15 protein-coding genes are annotated in these 14,304 nt (G+C 49.2%); 6 read left to right on the forward strand and 9 right to left on the reverse strand.

Annotated elements, in window-relative coordinates:
- Positions 1-172: 172 nt before the first annotated feature.
- From cspE to mgrB, 4 genes are all read right to left on the reverse strand, one after another.
- The gene (cspE, locus tag HVY19_RS11445; protein ID WP_001062678.1) at positions 173-382 is read right to left on the reverse strand and encodes a transcription antiterminator/RNA stability regulator CspE; all 210 of its coding nucleotides are present in this window, start codon (positions 380-382) and stop codon (positions 173-175) included.
- 12 nt (positions 383-394) lie between these two features.
- A complete protein-coding gene (locus HVY19_RS11450) occupies positions 395-538 on the reverse strand; it encodes a DUF2627 domain-containing protein (RefSeq protein WP_181680720.1) in 144 nt (47 codons plus the stop codon).
- Between the two features lie 652 nt (positions 539-1,190).
- Positions 1,191-1,478 carry a YebO family protein gene (locus tag HVY19_RS11455; protein WP_181680721.1) on the reverse strand — a complete coding sequence of 96 codons (288 nt, stop codon included), beginning with the start codon at positions 1,476-1,478 and terminating at the stop codon, positions 1,191-1,193.
- Between the two features lie 74 nt (positions 1,479-1,552).
- On the reverse strand, positions 1,553-1,696 hold the full coding sequence (gene mgrB / locus HVY19_RS11460) for a PhoP/PhoQ regulator MgrB (RefSeq protein WP_181680722.1): 144 nt from the start codon (positions 1,694-1,696) through the stop codon (positions 1,553-1,555).
- A 158-nt stretch (positions 1,697-1,854) separates the two neighbouring features.
- Here mgrB and HVY19_RS11465 point away from each other — a divergent pair, with 158 nt between their 5' ends.
- The 5 genes from HVY19_RS11465 (at position 1,855) to HVY19_RS11485 (ending at position 7,315) form a co-directional block, all read left to right on the forward strand.
- The gene (locus HVY19_RS11465; RefSeq protein WP_181684270.1) at positions 1,855-2,094 is read left to right on the forward strand and encodes a YobH family protein; all 240 of its coding nucleotides are present in this window, start codon (positions 1,855-1,857) and stop codon (positions 2,092-2,094) included.
- A 343-nt stretch (positions 2,095-2,437) separates the two neighbouring features.
- Positions 2,438-3,022, forward strand: coding sequence for a fimbrial protein (locus HVY19_RS11470; protein WP_181680723.1), 585 nt, complete (start codon positions 2,438-2,440; stop codon positions 3,020-3,022).
- A gap of 48 nt (positions 3,023-3,070) precedes the next feature.
- The gene (locus tag HVY19_RS11475; RefSeq protein WP_181680724.1) at positions 3,071-5,521 is read left to right on the forward strand and encodes a fimbria/pilus outer membrane usher protein; all 2,451 of its coding nucleotides are present in this window, start codon (positions 3,071-3,073) and stop codon (positions 5,519-5,521) included.
- Between the two features lie 13 nt (positions 5,522-5,534).
- Entirely contained in the window at positions 5,535-6,266 is a 732-nt protein-coding gene (locus HVY19_RS11480) for a molecular chaperone (protein WP_181680725.1), read from the forward strand.
- Positions 6,266-7,315 carry a type 1 fimbrial protein gene (locus tag HVY19_RS11485; protein WP_181680726.1) on the forward strand — a complete coding sequence of 350 codons (1,050 nt, stop codon included), beginning with the start codon at positions 6,266-6,268 and terminating at the stop codon, positions 7,313-7,315. Before HVY19_RS11480 ends, HVY19_RS11485 begins: the two co-directional genes overlap by 1 nt.
- A gap of 47 nt (positions 7,316-7,362) precedes the next feature.
- Here HVY19_RS11485 and kdgR read toward each other — a convergent pair whose 3' ends face one another.
- The gene (kdgR, locus tag HVY19_RS11490) at positions 7,363-8,154 is read right to left on the reverse strand and encodes a DNA-binding transcriptional regulator KdgR (RefSeq protein ID WP_181680727.1); all 792 of its coding nucleotides are present in this window, start codon (positions 8,152-8,154) and stop codon (positions 7,363-7,365) included.
- A gap of 174 nt (positions 8,155-8,328) precedes the next feature.
- On the opposite strand from kdgR, the gene HVY19_RS11495 reads away from it, so the two are divergent.
- Entirely contained in the window at positions 8,329-9,702 is a 1,374-nt protein-coding gene (locus HVY19_RS11495) for an MFS transporter (RefSeq protein WP_181680728.1), read from the forward strand.
- A gap of 60 nt (positions 9,703-9,762) precedes the next feature.
- Here HVY19_RS11495 and htpX read toward each other — a convergent pair whose 3' ends face one another.
- From htpX to HVY19_RS11515, 4 genes are all read right to left on the reverse strand, one after another.
- Positions 9,763-10,644: a protease HtpX gene (gene htpX, locus HVY19_RS11500; protein ID WP_181680729.1), complete on the reverse strand. Its 882-nt coding sequence runs from the start codon at positions 10,642-10,644 to the stop codon at positions 9,763-9,765.
- A 192-nt stretch (positions 10,645-10,836) separates the two neighbouring features.
- Entirely contained in the window at positions 10,837-12,885 is a 2,049-nt protein-coding gene (prc, locus tag HVY19_RS11505; RefSeq protein WP_181680730.1) for a carboxy terminal-processing peptidase, read from the reverse strand.
- Positions 12,886-12,904: 19 nt separating this feature from the next.
- Positions 12,905-13,591 (reverse strand): RNA chaperone ProQ, encoded by a 687-nt coding sequence (gene proQ, locus HVY19_RS11510; RefSeq protein WP_181680731.1) that lies wholly within the window; start codon positions 13,589-13,591, stop codon positions 12,905-12,907.
- 97 nt (positions 13,592-13,688) lie between these two features.
- Positions 13,689-14,186, reverse strand: a complete 498-nt coding sequence (locus tag HVY19_RS11515) for a GAF domain-containing protein (protein WP_181680732.1) — start codon at positions 14,184-14,186, stop codon at positions 13,689-13,691.
- Positions 14,187-14,304 lie beyond the last annotated feature (118 nt).

Consider the following 14,304-nt stretch of genomic DNA (forward strand, 5'->3'; position numbering starts at 1 on the left):
TAAATTTCGGCCGCAAGTGTAGCGCGATTTACGTCCCGGGAGAATATGTTACCGCGTGAGGTGGGTGGCGATCTGTTTCATTATGACAGGAAGATAAATTAAAAAGCCCCGCATTAGCGAGGCTTTAAATCTGAGTATGATGCGCGTGGGCGCTTCAAATCAGTGGTTTCGATCAGATAGCTGTTACGTTAACAGCAGCCGGACCTTTCTGGCCGTCCTGAATTTCGAACTCAACGTTCTGGCCTTCAGCCAGAGTTTTGAAACCATTACCCTGGATAGCAGAGAAGTGTACAAACACATCTTTGCTGCCGTCTGCAGGAGTAATAAAGCCAAAACCTTTAGATTCGTTGAACCACTTAACTTGACCTTTGATCTTTGCCATTTGCAAAATTCCTTAGAGTGTTTTCTTAGCCCGCAGGCATAACATAGATAAAACTGAGACATTACTGCTTGAGGCACTAATATAAGGTTCGGCAGAGAAGCGGTATTCAACGACAACGTTTTTACTCAGGACTTCTTTACTGAAAATGCCACACATAAACAGAACTGTACCTCGTTTAACCCAAAACGTGTTATCACATACAACGTTAATTATGGCAAGCCATTTTTAAACGTGTCTCGATCAGTCGCACAAATCTCGCGAGCCGACATCACCTATGCGCGCAGTTATGCGTCAACACGCATGATGTTATATTCCCGCTTCTTACCTCATCCCTCGTCGGACCAGCGTCGTAACGGGGACTTTTCTAACATAGCTCAATAAGTTCGCTTCTTCCTGGTTATCTGCGCACCTTATCGCCAGCCCAGGTCGTTATTACAAAAAATGCGTTGTTATGCAGAATTTGTCGTAACGCAAAATTACTGATTTCATAATTTCGTCCCCCAATTGTTGCTGTTCAAAATCACTCTTTCTTATGCACTAAATTAATGAAAGAAAGATGACAGTGCACTAAAAAAGGGAGAGAAACGTTTCGCTATTATTAAATTTGATCGTTACCACATTAAGGTCAGCGTCACACTATTTACCTATGGATAAACAAATTTAAGTAGGGGTATAAGACAACGCGTTAAAAGCTCAGCGAAAATTTGAGAGAGGAAAACAGAATTACTGCGGTTGCACTCTACGGGTGCAACTTTATGCTACCAGACAAAAGACCTGTGCAGGACACAGGTCTATTTTCGTTTGCCGATTATCGTTCGGCGACCAGACGAATGATACCGTCATCTTCCTGGGAAGCATTGTCTTTTGACGACGCCTCAGGGGCCTGTTCGGGTTCATTGGCCTCGCACAAACGGCGCAACAGCGCATTTTGTCGCTTCTGCTGATCCAACAGCGCTTCGAGCAATTCAATCTGTTCGTTTGTTCGCGAACTCGCACGGTTGATAAAGAACCACAGCGCCAGCCCAACCACCAGAACAACCACCGATACCAGCAAAGACGCAAAGTTAAGCGCGCCTGAATTCACAACTTCGTTCATTTCACCACCTCAAAGTAGACGCGCTATTCTAGCACCGTCCCACGGGAAGGAAATCAACAGATGCAAAAATGTTCTTACCAGGGGATAAATTTATTGATGGCGCAAATTCCGCTGAAAAATTGTACATCCTGGTCACACATGATGTTGAATACCTGCGCCCACAGCAGAAGGCACACAAGCACAGCAACAACCAAAATGACCCATCGAAACTTTTTCACACCACTCTCCACATCGACATCTTCTACGCCTAAATTACCATGAGTTTCTTAAACAAGGACTAACTGCGTCGCTATTATCAACTTTTCGGAATGATTCACTTGTTTTCATAAACGTAGCGGATAAGCTCAGCCTAACGAAAAAAAGAAACGAGGTCATGATGCGATTGATCATTCGCGGCATAATGCTGATAGCGCTGGTCTGGATAGGTTTACTACTCAGTGGCTATGGCATTCTTATTGGCAGTCAGGAAAACGCCGCCGGGCTCGGGCTAAAATGTACGTATCTTACCGCTCGTGGAACGGCGACTGCGCAATATGTACATACGGACAGCGGGCTGATTGGGTTAACGGACTGTCCTCTGCTACGTAAGAGTACCGTGATCATCGACAACGGCTAAACCTTCTTAAACGGTTCAGTAATCACTAACTGAAGCAAACGAAGCGCGCGTCTCGCCTACGCTAGTGATTACCCTTTTTGATCTGAACACCTGTAATACCTAAATATAATCTGAAAAGTCAACTTCTATGCGCTGTACGTTTCCATAATTATTGATGCCTCTTAAAATTAGCATACACCTGCTTGTCATAAATATTTATGATGCCTTGCTGAACATTCTTTGACCACAATGATATTAATAATATTCATTGTTCATTTCAGTATTTCTAAATCCCCTATCTTTCTGTTTTCTTCTATATTCCGCAACGACGTTTTATTTTTACTCGTTGTTTAAAGGAAATATTATGCTTACAGGAAAGAAAGCATTATTAGCACTCGCTGTATCAGCGCTCGTATCCACAACTGCATATGCTGAAGACATGGGCTCTGGTAAACTTCATTTTAAAGGTGAAGTTATCGAAGCACCTTGTGAAATTGATCCTAACTATGTTGATCAGGATATTGATTTGGGTCAGGTGACAACCTCCCACATTAACAGTACCGGCTATAGCGAAAACAAGCAGGTAGAAATTAAGCTCATTAACTGTACCTTAAATACGACAGTTAAAACCGGTACGGAAAGCGATCTCTATTCCAAGGTTGACGTCACGTTTAACAGTACTGCTCACGTTACTGAAGGCAGCGACCTGAACCTGCTGGATAATACCACAGCAGGTGCGGCAACGGGCGTCGGCGTACGCTTGCTCAACAGTGATGGTTCAAAAAACATTACGCTGGGTACGCCGGAAGAAATCACACTCAACCAGGCCTCCGCGGAGCAGTCACTTCTGTTTAATGCGCGTATGGAACTGATTGATGGCACAAAAGCGACACCTGCAACTCCAGGTGCAGTTACTGCCGAAGCAACCTACGTTCTGGAATATAAGTAATATGTAAGGCGACCTGATGGTCGCCTCTTTATTCATCATAGGGAAAAGATGAAAAAATATAGGCTTATTGCATTTACCTGTAGTTTGTTGAGTGTTTCTTCAGCTAATGCTGTTGAATTTAACCTCACCGTTCTCGATAAGTCTATGCGTGACAGTGTTGATCCCTCTTTGTTTAAAGAAAAGGCCAGCATTGCGCCTGGTCATTATTTTCTGGCCGTTTCTGTTAATAATACGGAGATTTCATCCGGTCAGGACATTAACTGGACAAAAGTGACAGGGGAAATTAAACCCTGTATCACCTCTGCATTAACTGACCAGTTTGGTTTAAAAAAAGAGGTCCGGGCAACTTTAGCGCAACAAGACGAATGCGTTGATTTTAGTACTCGCCCTGAAATAATTCTGGCGCTCGATCAGGCCAACCAACGCTTAAATATCACCGTTCCTCAGGCCTGGTTAGAGTGGCATTCCGCAAACTGGGCACCTCCAGCGACCTGGAATCCCGGTGTCGCAGGGTTCCTGCTTGATTACAATCTTTTTGCCAGCGCCTGGCGTCCACAGGATGGCAGCGACAGTGAAAACATCAATACATACGGCACCATGGGTGCGAATCTCGGTGCCTGGCGACTGCGAAGCGATTATCAGTACAACCAAACCCACAGTGAAACCGGCTCAACGCAACACCAGGGCTCGATTTTCCGTACTTATCTGTTCCGCCCACTTCCCCTTTTAGGCGCAAAAATGACGCTGGGCGAAACGGATTTTAACTCTAACATTTTTGACGGATTTGCCTATACCGGTGCCTCGCTAATAAGCGACGATCGCATGTTGCCCTGGGAACTTCGCGGCTATGCCCCACAGGTCAGCGGAGTGGCGGAAACGAATGCCACGGTCACCGTAAGTCATTCCGGACGCGTCATCTACCAGACCAAAGTGCCGCCGGGTCCCTTTCTTATCACCGATCTTAACCAGTCGGTTCAGGGCACCCTCGATGTACAGGTTACCGAAGAAAATGGCCGCGTGAATACGTTTCAGGTTTCGGCGGCGTCAACGCCTTTTTTAACGCGTCAGGGACAGGTTCGCTATAAAATCGCCTCCGGACGTGCGCGGCCTGACATTTCTCACCATGTGACCAGCGAATCTTTTCTCAGCGGTGAGGCGTCATGGGGGATGCTGTCAAACACTTCCCTGTACGGCGGGGCTTTTGTTGCAGGAGATGACTACCATTCGCTTGCGTTGGGGCTCGGACAAAATATGCTTTGGTTCGGTGCACTCTCATTTGACACCACCTGGGCATCCAGCACCTTTGATGATGGCCATGAGGAGAAGGGATACAGTTATCGTCTGAACTATAGTAAGCGGTTTGAAGCCACTGACAGTATGCTGTCTCTCGCAGCCTATCGATTTTCTGACCGGACGTTTCATAGCTATGCCAACTTTCTTGATCATCGCTATGACAACAGTACTACCGACGAAAAACATACTATCAGCGTTTCTGCCAGCCAGCAGATCCAGCCGCTGAATATGAATTTGTCAGTTAATATGCTGCGACAAACCTGGTGGAACGATGCCCCCACCACAACGGCAAGTATTACCGCAGGCTTTAACTTTGACCTTGCGGCATGGAAGAATATTTCGCTCACCACCTCGTTTAACACGACGCATTATGACGATGAAGACAGCGACACCGATAAGCAGGTTTATATCTCCATTTCCATACCGTTTGAGGATAGCTGCCGCCTCTCTTATGACATGCGCGACGGTGACACCACCTCACAACGCGTATCATGGTATGACAGTTCGGACCCTCACAATAACTGGGGAATCTCCGCAAGCGCAGAAAGTGAGCAGCCGAATCATGGCGCAATGTTCTCGGGTAATTACCGTCATATCTCCCCGACTAATGAACTCAATCTTTCCGGGACTTATGCCCCGCAGGAATACACCTCTGCCAGCGCCAGCATGAGTGGTTCATTTACAGCGACAGCCCATGGTGCCGCCTTCCATCGTCGAAGCATGGGTAACGAACCGCGGCTGATGGTAAGTACCGACGGCGTGGCCGATATTCCCATTCAGGGCTCGGATAATATTACTAACCGTTTTGGTTATGCAGTTGTTCCCACGCTTTCCAGCTATCAACCGTCCACCGTGATGGTGAACATGAATGAACTGCCCGATGGCGTGACAGTCATGGAAAACACCGTGCGTTCAACCTGGACAGAAGGCGCTATCGGCTACCAGAGCATGGCTTCGCGTGCGGGGCTGGATGTTAACGCCATCATCCGTACAAAGGATGGACAATTTCCACCGCTGGGCGCAGTTGTTCGCACACAGGACGGGATTAGTGAGATCGGCATGGTTAGCGAAGAGGGGCACGTATGGCTAAGTGGAATCAAAAATGCCCAGAGTCTGATAGTGCAGTGGGAGAACCGCAAATGCACCATTACTCTGCCAGATAATCTCGAAACCATCACTCAGCGCCTGATGTTACCTTGTCATTAATAAGGATTTTAAAATGACGAAATTAAAAGGAATGACGTTACTCTTTCTGGTTGCAACCCAATTAGGCTATGCAGCCGTTTTACCCGATCGGACGCGGGTCATTTTTAATGCCGCAGATAAAGCCAGCAGCGTTAAAATAAGCAACCAGAGCACGGTAAACCCCTATCTCGCCTATTCATGGATCGAAAATGAAAAAGGCGTTAAGGGCGATGATGTTTTCACCGCGCTACCACCATTACAGCGCGTCGAACCTGCATCTTCAACCCAGGTACGACTGGTGAAACAAGCTGGTGTCGATTCACTGCCTAAAGATCGCGAATCACTATTCTATTACAACCTACGGGAAGTTCCGCCGAAGGCGGATGCTTCAGATAATCATGCGGTGTTGCAGGTGGCACTACAGAGCCGTCTCAAGCTGTTCTGGCGCCCTACCACGTTGCGTAAAAAGGTTGGCGCCCGTACTGAACTTGAGATGCGAATCAGTCAGTCCGGACAGATACTGACCGTCAATAATCCGACACCGTATTACATCACTATTGCCTATCTGGGTAAGGACTCGACGCGAGTTTTACCCGGCTTCGCCACCACTATGATCGCGCCATTTAGCACCGCTCCCTTATCGACCGGGAACTACAAGGGTCAGCATTTCTATCTGGGCTATATGGACGATTATGGCGCACTACGGATGGCTGATCTTCAATGTCAGGGGAGTTGTACCCTGACGGTGCCAGAGGATAAACGTTGATGCGTGGGTTACGTATACTCTTTGTCTGCCTGTTGGCCCTGATGCCTGCAAAAGCCGCGTTTGCCCTGCATTGTTACTATGGTCATGCGGGCGGCGCGGTTGAAAAATCAGAGGCCATCGACCCCTTTGCGATACCTGGCAATGCTCAGGTTGGGGACAAGATCTGGGAATCAAACGACATTAAGATCCCGGTGTATTGCGATAACAATGCCACCAGTGATATGGCACCAGAAGACGTTTATGCATGGTTAAACCCCTATATCAGCGCCAACGATCCGTATTATGAACTCGGCGTGACGTTTAACGGTATCGATTATGATGCAGGTACTTCTGGAGGCAATGGCATCGACACCCATCAGTGTCTGGACAACAAAAAGCTGGATGTTTATCCCGATGCAACCATTGAGCAATTAGGCTGGCCCGTTTGCACGACTCCGGCCGAAAGAAAATACAGTACGACTTTTATGGCGCGTATGCGTTTATATGTGAAAATACGCGAGATGCCGCCTCACGATTATGTCAGCTCATTAAGCGACTACATCATTGTCCAGTTTGATGGCAAAGGTGGCGTGAATACCAGTCCCGATGCCGCTAACCTGAAATATCACATTACGGGTCTGAATAATATCCGTGTTCTGGACTGTTTCGTCACTTTCAACGTTCAGCCTGAGACGCAAAATATCGATTTTGGCAAATTCAATGCGCTCGATATCAGTCGCCAGGCCATGACGAAAGCCTTCTCCATAAAAACGACGAAAGATCAAAACAGCGAATGTACTGACGGCTTCAAGCTCAGTTCATCTTTTTATAGCGATTCTGAACTGGCGAACAACGACACTGAATTACTGATTGGTAACGGACTGAAATTAAGGATCCTTGACGGCTCTTCGCCATATACATTTAACAGCTACGAAGAGTTCGCTGACTTCACTTCCGATATGAAAGAGCTAAATAAAGACTTTCAGGCTGAACTCTCCGCCGTTAGCGGTGAGAAGATACAAACGGGTCCTTTTGACACGGTAGTGGTATTTAAAATTAACTATCATTGACCATAAAAAACCAGCCTGAGAAACGGCTGGTTTTTAGTTTTTACATCTTAGAACGGGTAATCGTTGTATCCCATCTGCTCGGAGATTTTACGCGCTGCGGTATGTAGCATCGCAACATACTCTTGCAAGCGTTCTTCTGAAAAACGCAGCGTCGGGAATGAAATACTCAGACCCGCAATGACTACGCCAAAGCGATCAAAAACCGGGACGCCGATGCAGCGTAAACCTTCTTCTTGCTCTTCGTTATCTTCGCCATAACCCTGCTCGCGGACTTTATCCAGCAGCGGCAGCAGCGCTTCGGTGGAGGTAATGGTGCGGTCAGTGCTACGTTTGTATTCAACGCCGTCCAGAATTTGTTTCACTTCTTCACGATCGCGCCAGGCCAGCAGCACTTTACCGATAGCAGTGCTGTACAGCGGGTTACGACGCCCCACACGCGAATACATGCGCAAATTATACATTGAGTCGATTTTATGAATGTAGACAATGCTGTCTTCGTCCAGCGCGCCAAGGTGAATCGTCTCTTTCGTCAGGCGGGAAAGCTCACGCATCTGGATATCAGCGCTGCGGATAAGATCAACATTCTGTAAAGCACGCGCACCCAGTTCGAACAGTTTCAGCGTCAGGGAATATTTCTCGGACTCACCTTCCTGTGCAACATAGCCCAGCGTTTTCATAGTCTGCAAAAAGCGATAAACCGTGCTTTTTGACATCATAACGCGTTGTGATAATTCGGTTATCCCTATTTCGCGCTCTTCTCCTAGCGCCTGCAAAATGCCAAAGACCTTCAGCACGGACGAAACAGAATCGGGCTGTTTATCCAGATCGGCGTTAGCCATTTCTCACCTCATTGCGAGTGTTTTATAAAAATCAGAACGAGTTTTTATTATAATTTCACGCCATGGCGCTCGCAATCCATCTTTGCAGTCTTCGTTACAAATCTGCGACATAAAGCCTGAATATAAGTGCTAGAATCTCTACTCTGATCATATTCCTCGCAAATACTATCACTTATGGAAAGAACTCAGGCAGACGGCCTGCCACTCCCGCAGCGATATGGTGCCATTTTAACCATCATCATTGGTATCTCAATGGCTGTACTGGACGGTGCCATTGCTAACGTCGCGCTTCCGACAATCGCCGGCGATCTTCGCGCCTCGGCAGCCAGTTCAATCTGGGTCGTTAATGCCTATCAAATTGCCATTGTCGTCTCGTTATTGTCACTTTCGTTTTTGGGCGACATGTTTGGCTACCGCCGGATCTACAAATGCGGTCTGGTGATTTTTCTGCTGGCTTCGCTGTTTTGCGCGCTTTCCGACTCGCTGCAAATGCTGACCATTGCCCGCGTGGCGCAGGGTTTCGGCGGCGCTGCATTAATGAGCGTGAACACCGCCTTAATCCGGCTAATTTATCCGACGCGCTATCTTGGCCGTGGGATGGGGATTAACTCGTTTGTCGTCGCCGTATCTTCTGCAGCCGGTCCCACCATTGCCGCAGCTATCCTCTCTGTTGCATCCTGGAAATGGCTATTCTTAATTAACGTCCCGCTGGGGATTATTGCGCTGATTCTGGCGATGCGCTTTTTGCCACCGAATGGCTCACGCGCCAACAAACCCCGTTTCGATTTACCCAGTGCGATAATGAATGCACTCACGTTCGGTTTGCTGATCACCGCCCTAAGCGGCTTTGCCCAAGGGCAATCGCTAACGCTGATCGCGGGAGAACTGGCGGCGCTGGTCGTGGTAGGCTTTTTCTTCATTCGTCGGCAACTCGCGCTTCCTGTACCGCTATTACCCGTCGATCTGCTGCGCATTCCTCTGTTTTCCTTATCCATCGGAACGTCAATCTGCTCGTTCTGCGCGCAAATGCTGGCGATGGTTTCTCTACCCTTCTATTTGCAGATGGTGCTGGGACGCAGTGAAGTCGAAACCGGCCTCTTGCTCACCCCCTGGCCACTGGCAACGATGGTGATGGCGCCGCTGGCGGGTTATCTGATTGAACGCGTCCACGCCGGATTGCTGGGGGCGTTAGGCATGGTGGTGATGGCAAGCGGCTTGTTTGCGCTGGTGCTTCTACCCACAGCGCCGTCCGATATCAATATCATCTGGCCGATGATTTTATGCGGTGCTGGGTTTGGCCTCTTTCAGTCACCCAACAACCATACGATCATTACTTCCGCTCCGCGTGAACGCAGCGGAGGTGCCAGTGGAATGTTAGGAACGGCACGCCTGCTGGGCCAAAGTTCGGGGGCAGCGTTGGTCGCGCTAATGCTGAATCAGTTTGGTGATAACGGAACACACGTTTCATTGCTGACTGCGGGTATCCTCGCCTCCGTCGCCGCAGTGGTCAGCGGATTACGGATCACCCAGCCTCGTCCTCAGGCATAAAAAAACCGGGGCATTTCATTTGCCCCGGTTTTACACATATTTTGCCATCAGGCATCACTATTACTTCAGATATTCACCGCTACGCAGCGCTTCAATACGCTTATCCAGCGGCGGGTGCGTCATGAACAACTCGCTCAGCGACTTGCCTTTACCGTTAATGCAGAATGCCATCATGTTAGACGCTTCCTGCGGCTCGTAGCTGGTTTTCAGACGCTGCAACGCGGCGATCATTTTTTCACGGCCTACCAGTTTGGCAGAACCCGCATCGGCATGGAATTCGCGGTGACGAGAGAACCACATGGTGATAATGCTCGCCAGGATCCCAAAGACCAGTTCCAGAACCATCGCGACCACGAAATAGATCATTGGGTTGCCGTTGCTTTCTTCACCATCATCGCGGTTGCCACCCAGAAAACCTGCCGCCACCTGCGCCAGGATACGGGAGATGAAGATAACAAAGGTGTTCACAACGCCCTGAATCAGGGTCATGGTGACCATGTCGCCATTGGCGATATGGCTGATCTCATGGGCGATAACCGCTTCCGCCTCGTCCGGACTCATATTTTGCAACAGTCCAGTACTGACAGCGACCAGCGACGCATCACGACGCGCACCGGTCGCGAACGCGTTAATATCCGGTGCGTGGTAAATAGCGACCTGCGGCATGGCAATCCCGGCTTGACGCGCCTGGGTTTCAACCGTGCGCATCAACCAACGTTCTCTTTCGTTACGCGGTTGCTCGATCACTTCGCCACCGACAGAGCGTAACGCCATCCATTTGGACATCAGCAGTGAAATGAAGGAACCACCAAAACCGAACAGCAGTGCCATAATCATCAGGCCCTGTACGCTGCTCGACTGAATCCCTGTCAGGCTCAGCACCAGCCCGAAAACGACCATGACGGCCAGGTTCGTCAGCAGGAAGAGCGCGATTCGCATCATAATCTTCTTTTAACCTCAAATTAACAAAACGCACTATGCGATTACCCACATCGTATGGGTGTTATGGTTATTTTCAAGCATCAGAGGGCTGTAAGTCACCAGAAAGACACAACTTTACATTTTCATGCACCAGGCTGACGACTTCATGTTCTTGTTAAAAAAACAGGCACAATTTCTTGTGCCTGTTTGACGTTATTTTGCGGTTGCGGGCTGTTCCGCTGGTTTCGCTTTCTCCAGCCTTGCCAGATCGAGCGCTATCTTCACCGTTTCATCAAGGTATGGATCCGGCTCCTGATAATCTTTCGGCAGATCGTCCAGTTTCTTCAGCAGAGGTTTCCCTTCCCGCTTGAAGCGATCGTTGATTCGCGCCAGACGCAGTGCATCATCCTCGTTATTCTCTTTTTCGCGCTGAGCAAAATTGAGTGACGCGATACTGCGTTTGTCTTTCATCGCATTAAAGCGCGCAATATCCTTCATGATGTACTGGAACTCAGGATCCTGAGCAATTCGAGCATTATGCTCTTTCAGTAATTCCGGACCAAACGGCGTCAAATTGTCTGACTTCACATACGTTGCGGCGTCGATGCTATCCCACGGCAACGCATTATCTTCAAACTTCTCACCCGTTTCCGTCTCTTCATTGCCGGTAGGCATGATGATGTCCGGCGTGACGCCTTTACGTTGCGTACTGCCGCCGTTGACACGATAGAATTTCTGGATCGTATACTGAACCGAGCCCAGCGCAGGCCATTCCGGACGCAGCATCTGATCGTAAATGCGGTTCAACGAACGATACTGCTGTACTGTACCTTTACCAAAGGTTGGCTCACCGACGATTAAGGCACGGCCGTAATCCTGCATGGCAGCCGCGAAAATTTCTGACGCCGAGGCACTAAAGCGGTCAACCAGCACCACCAGCGGACCTTTGTAGTAAACGACGCCATCGGTGTCACTGTCTTCACGCACCTTGCCATTATTATCGCGAACCTGAACCACAGGACCGGAAGGAATAAACAACCCGGAAAGCGATACTGCTTCTGTCAGTGCTCCGCCGCCGTTGGTGCGCAGGTCGATAATTATGCTGCTGACGTTCTGTTTTTCCAGTTTCTGCAGTTGCACCTTAACGTCATCCGTCAGACCAACATAGAAACCAGGGATATCCAGCACGCCGACTTTTTCTTTACCTACCGTTTTCACTGACATTTTCACGGCGCGATCTTCAAGGCGAATACGTTCACGCGTCAGCGTAATGATACGTGTCTTCGTCCCTTTACCGGCTGGCAGAATTTCCAGGCGAACCTTGCTGCCTTTTGGCCCTTTGATAAGCGCGACAACGTCATCCAGTCGCCAGCCAATCACATCGACCATGCTCTTGCCGGTCTGGCCAACGCCAACAATACGATCGCCAACGCTTATCGCTTTGCTTTTCGCGGCCGGACCGCCCGCCACCATGGAATTAATGACCGTGTAGTCATCATCCATTTGCAATACCGCACCGATCCCTTCCAGAGACAGGCTCATTTCGGTATTAAACTGCTCGGTATTCCTCGGCGAGAGGTAGTTAGTGTGGGGATCAATTTCCCGTGCAAACGCCGTCATTGCCAGCGAAAATACATCTTCGCTGTTGGTCTGGGCCAAACGACGAATGGCAGATTTGTAGCGACGAGTCAGCGTCTCGCGAATTTCCTGATCGTTTTTACCGGTCAGTTTCAGACTTAACTCATCGAATTTCACCTTCCCATCCCACAGCGCGTTTAGCTCTGCCGCATCTTTCGGCCAGGGCGCTTTGCTGCGATCGAGATTAAAGGTGTCTGTTCCGGTGAAATCCATCGGGCGTTCCAGTACTTTCAATGCGTACTGATAGCGCTCGAAGCGACGTTTTTGTGCGAGGTTATAGAGATCGTAAAAGACGTCGAGCTTACCCGAGCGCAATTCATCGCCCAGTTGACCTTTCTGCTTCGCGAACTGCTCCACATCTCCCGCTAACAGCACGTTGTGGCTGTAGTCGAGCAGATTCAGATAGCGGTCGAAAATCTTAGCGGAAAAGGCCGAATCGAGATCGAATTGACGATAGTGAGAGCGCGTAAAACGCGACGTTACGCGTTCACTCACGGTCGCATGCTGCGTCTCTTCCTTTAAAACCGGAATTTGCTCAGCACGCGTAATGTCGTCCACAGCGAAGGTCTGGCCTGCTATTGCAAGCAGGCCAGCTAACGCGGTAAGCCTAAAAAATGTGTTCATGCCAGGCCTGGCCTCCGTTTCAGAACACCAGGTGTTCTGCGCGTACAATCAAAGACATACCCGAATTGAGCTGTACACGGACGCCATCTTTGGTGATTTCTAATACGGTGGCTTCCATCGCATCATTACCTGCTTTCACCTTCAGAGACTGTCCCACGCTCAACACGGTAATATCAGAAACCGGTGTCAGCTTCTCTTCGCGAGGTGCGCGCGGTGCTTTAGCTACCGGTTTGTCTGCACGCGGTTTACGCTCAGTCGCCTCTTTACGACGTGGTGCCGGGCGTGGCTTACGTTCGCGACGAACAGCCTCTTCACCCTCACCTGCGGCAGCAGCAGCTTCACGTTTTTTCGCTTGCTGTTCTGCACGCTGCGCCTGAACGCGAGCTTTCGCTTCTTCCAGCTGCTTGCGCGCATGCTCAACGTGCTGATCGTCCAGCTCACCACAAGGGTTGCCGTCGAGATCGACACGCGTTGCGCCCGGCTTAACGCCGTACAGGTAACGCCAGCTCGAAGTATAAAGACGTAAAGCGGAACGAAGTTGCGTTTTGCTGAGGTTCATTTCGCCCTCAATACGCTCTACCAGATCCTGAAAGATACCAATTTTCAGTGGGCGCGCTTCGCCTTCCGCACTAAAACACTGCGGAAAACGTTCGGCCAAAAACGCGATAACTTCTTTACTGCTATTCAACTTAGGTTGATTTTCCATGAAATTTCCTGATTACAACGGACGTAGCCAACAAGCAGCAGGCATGAACAGGCGTCATTATAATGACGTCATCAGTAATTGCTACGTTATCCGTTGATTATCCTGCGACGCTCGCAAAGAATTTTTTGTAATCGGTCGTTGCAAGCACGATTTCCAGATTTGCAACGAGCTGGCGAAGACCCGCTTCATCCTCCGGCGTAAAGCGCCCAAACGCCGTACTGTCGATATCGAGAACGCCAATAATCTGATTTCCGACGGTGATCGGTAGTACGATTTCAGCGTTACTGGCCGCATCGCAGGCAATATGCCCATCGAATGCATGCACATCTTCAATGCGCTGGACCTCGTTTTGAGCAACGGCTGTACCACACACGCCGCGCCCTACTGGAATGCGCACGCAGGCAATTTTGCCCTGGAAAGGACCTAACACCAGCGTATCCTGCTCCAGCAGATAAAACCCCGCCCAGTTCACCTCGGAAAGTCGTTCGTACAACAGCGCGCTGGTGTTTGCCAGCGTGGCGAGAAAACTGGTTTCCCCTGCCATTAATGCCTGAAAATCGCGGTTCAGATCCGCGTATAGCTCTGTTTTGTTCATTATATAATCACTTAGTTGTCTAACCCCAATACTGCTAGCCTATTAAAATAAGCATTAATTGCGTTAATGCTCAAGATCATTCCCGTGATGAGTTAAGATTACTTTCATCTAACATTTT

It is taken from the genome of Citrobacter sp. RHB25-C09 (genome assembly GCF_013836145.1).
Classification (GTDB): Bacteria; Pseudomonadota; Gammaproteobacteria; order Enterobacterales; family Enterobacteriaceae; genus Citrobacter_A.

Excerpts from the sequence above, each read along its gene's own strand:
- cspE (WP_001062678.1), bottom strand. The coding sequence starts at position 382 with ATGGCAAAGATCAAAGGTCAAGTTAAGTGGTTCAACGAATCTAAAGGT.
- HVY19_RS11450 (WP_181680720.1), bottom strand. The coding sequence starts at position 538 with ATGTGTGGCATTTTCAGTAAAGAAGTCCTGAGTAAAAACGTTGTCGTT.
- HVY19_RS11455 (WP_181680721.1), bottom strand. The coding sequence starts at position 1,478 with ATGAACGAAGTTGTGAATTCAGGCGCGCTTAACTTTGCGTCTTTGCTG.
- HVY19_RS11465 (WP_181684270.1), top strand. The coding sequence starts at position 1,855 with ATGCGATTGATCATTCGCGGCATAATGCTGATAGCGCTGGTCTGGATA.
- HVY19_RS11470 (WP_181680723.1), top strand. The coding sequence starts at position 2,438 with ATGCTTACAGGAAAGAAAGCATTATTAGCACTCGCTGTATCAGCGCTC.
- HVY19_RS11475 (WP_181680724.1), top strand. The coding sequence starts at position 3,071 with ATGAAAAAATATAGGCTTATTGCATTTACCTGTAGTTTGTTGAGTGTT.
- HVY19_RS11480 (WP_181680725.1), top strand. The coding sequence starts at position 5,535 with ATGACGAAATTAAAAGGAATGACGTTACTCTTTCTGGTTGCAACCCAA.
- HVY19_RS11485 (WP_181680726.1), top strand. The coding sequence starts at position 6,266 with ATGCGTGGGTTACGTATACTCTTTGTCTGCCTGTTGGCCCTGATGCCT.
- kdgR (WP_181680727.1), bottom strand. The coding sequence starts at position 8,154 with ATGGCTAACGCCGATCTGGATAAACAGCCCGATTCTGTTTCGTCCGTG.
- HVY19_RS11495 (WP_181680728.1), top strand. The coding sequence starts at position 8,329 with ATGGAAAGAACTCAGGCAGACGGCCTGCCACTCCCGCAGCGATATGGT.
- htpX (WP_181680729.1), bottom strand. The coding sequence starts at position 10,644 with ATGATGCGAATCGCGCTCTTCCTGCTGACGAACCTGGCCGTCATGGTC.
- prc (WP_181680730.1), bottom strand. The coding sequence starts at position 12,885 with ATGAACACATTTTTTAGGCTTACCGCGTTAGCTGGCCTGCTTGCAATA.
- proQ (WP_181680731.1), bottom strand. The coding sequence starts at position 13,591 with ATGGAAAATCAACCTAAGTTGAATAGCAGTAAAGAAGTTATCGCGTTT.
- HVY19_RS11515 (WP_181680732.1), bottom strand. The coding sequence starts at position 14,186 with ATGAACAAAACAGAGCTATACGCGGATCTGAACCGCGATTTTCAGGCA.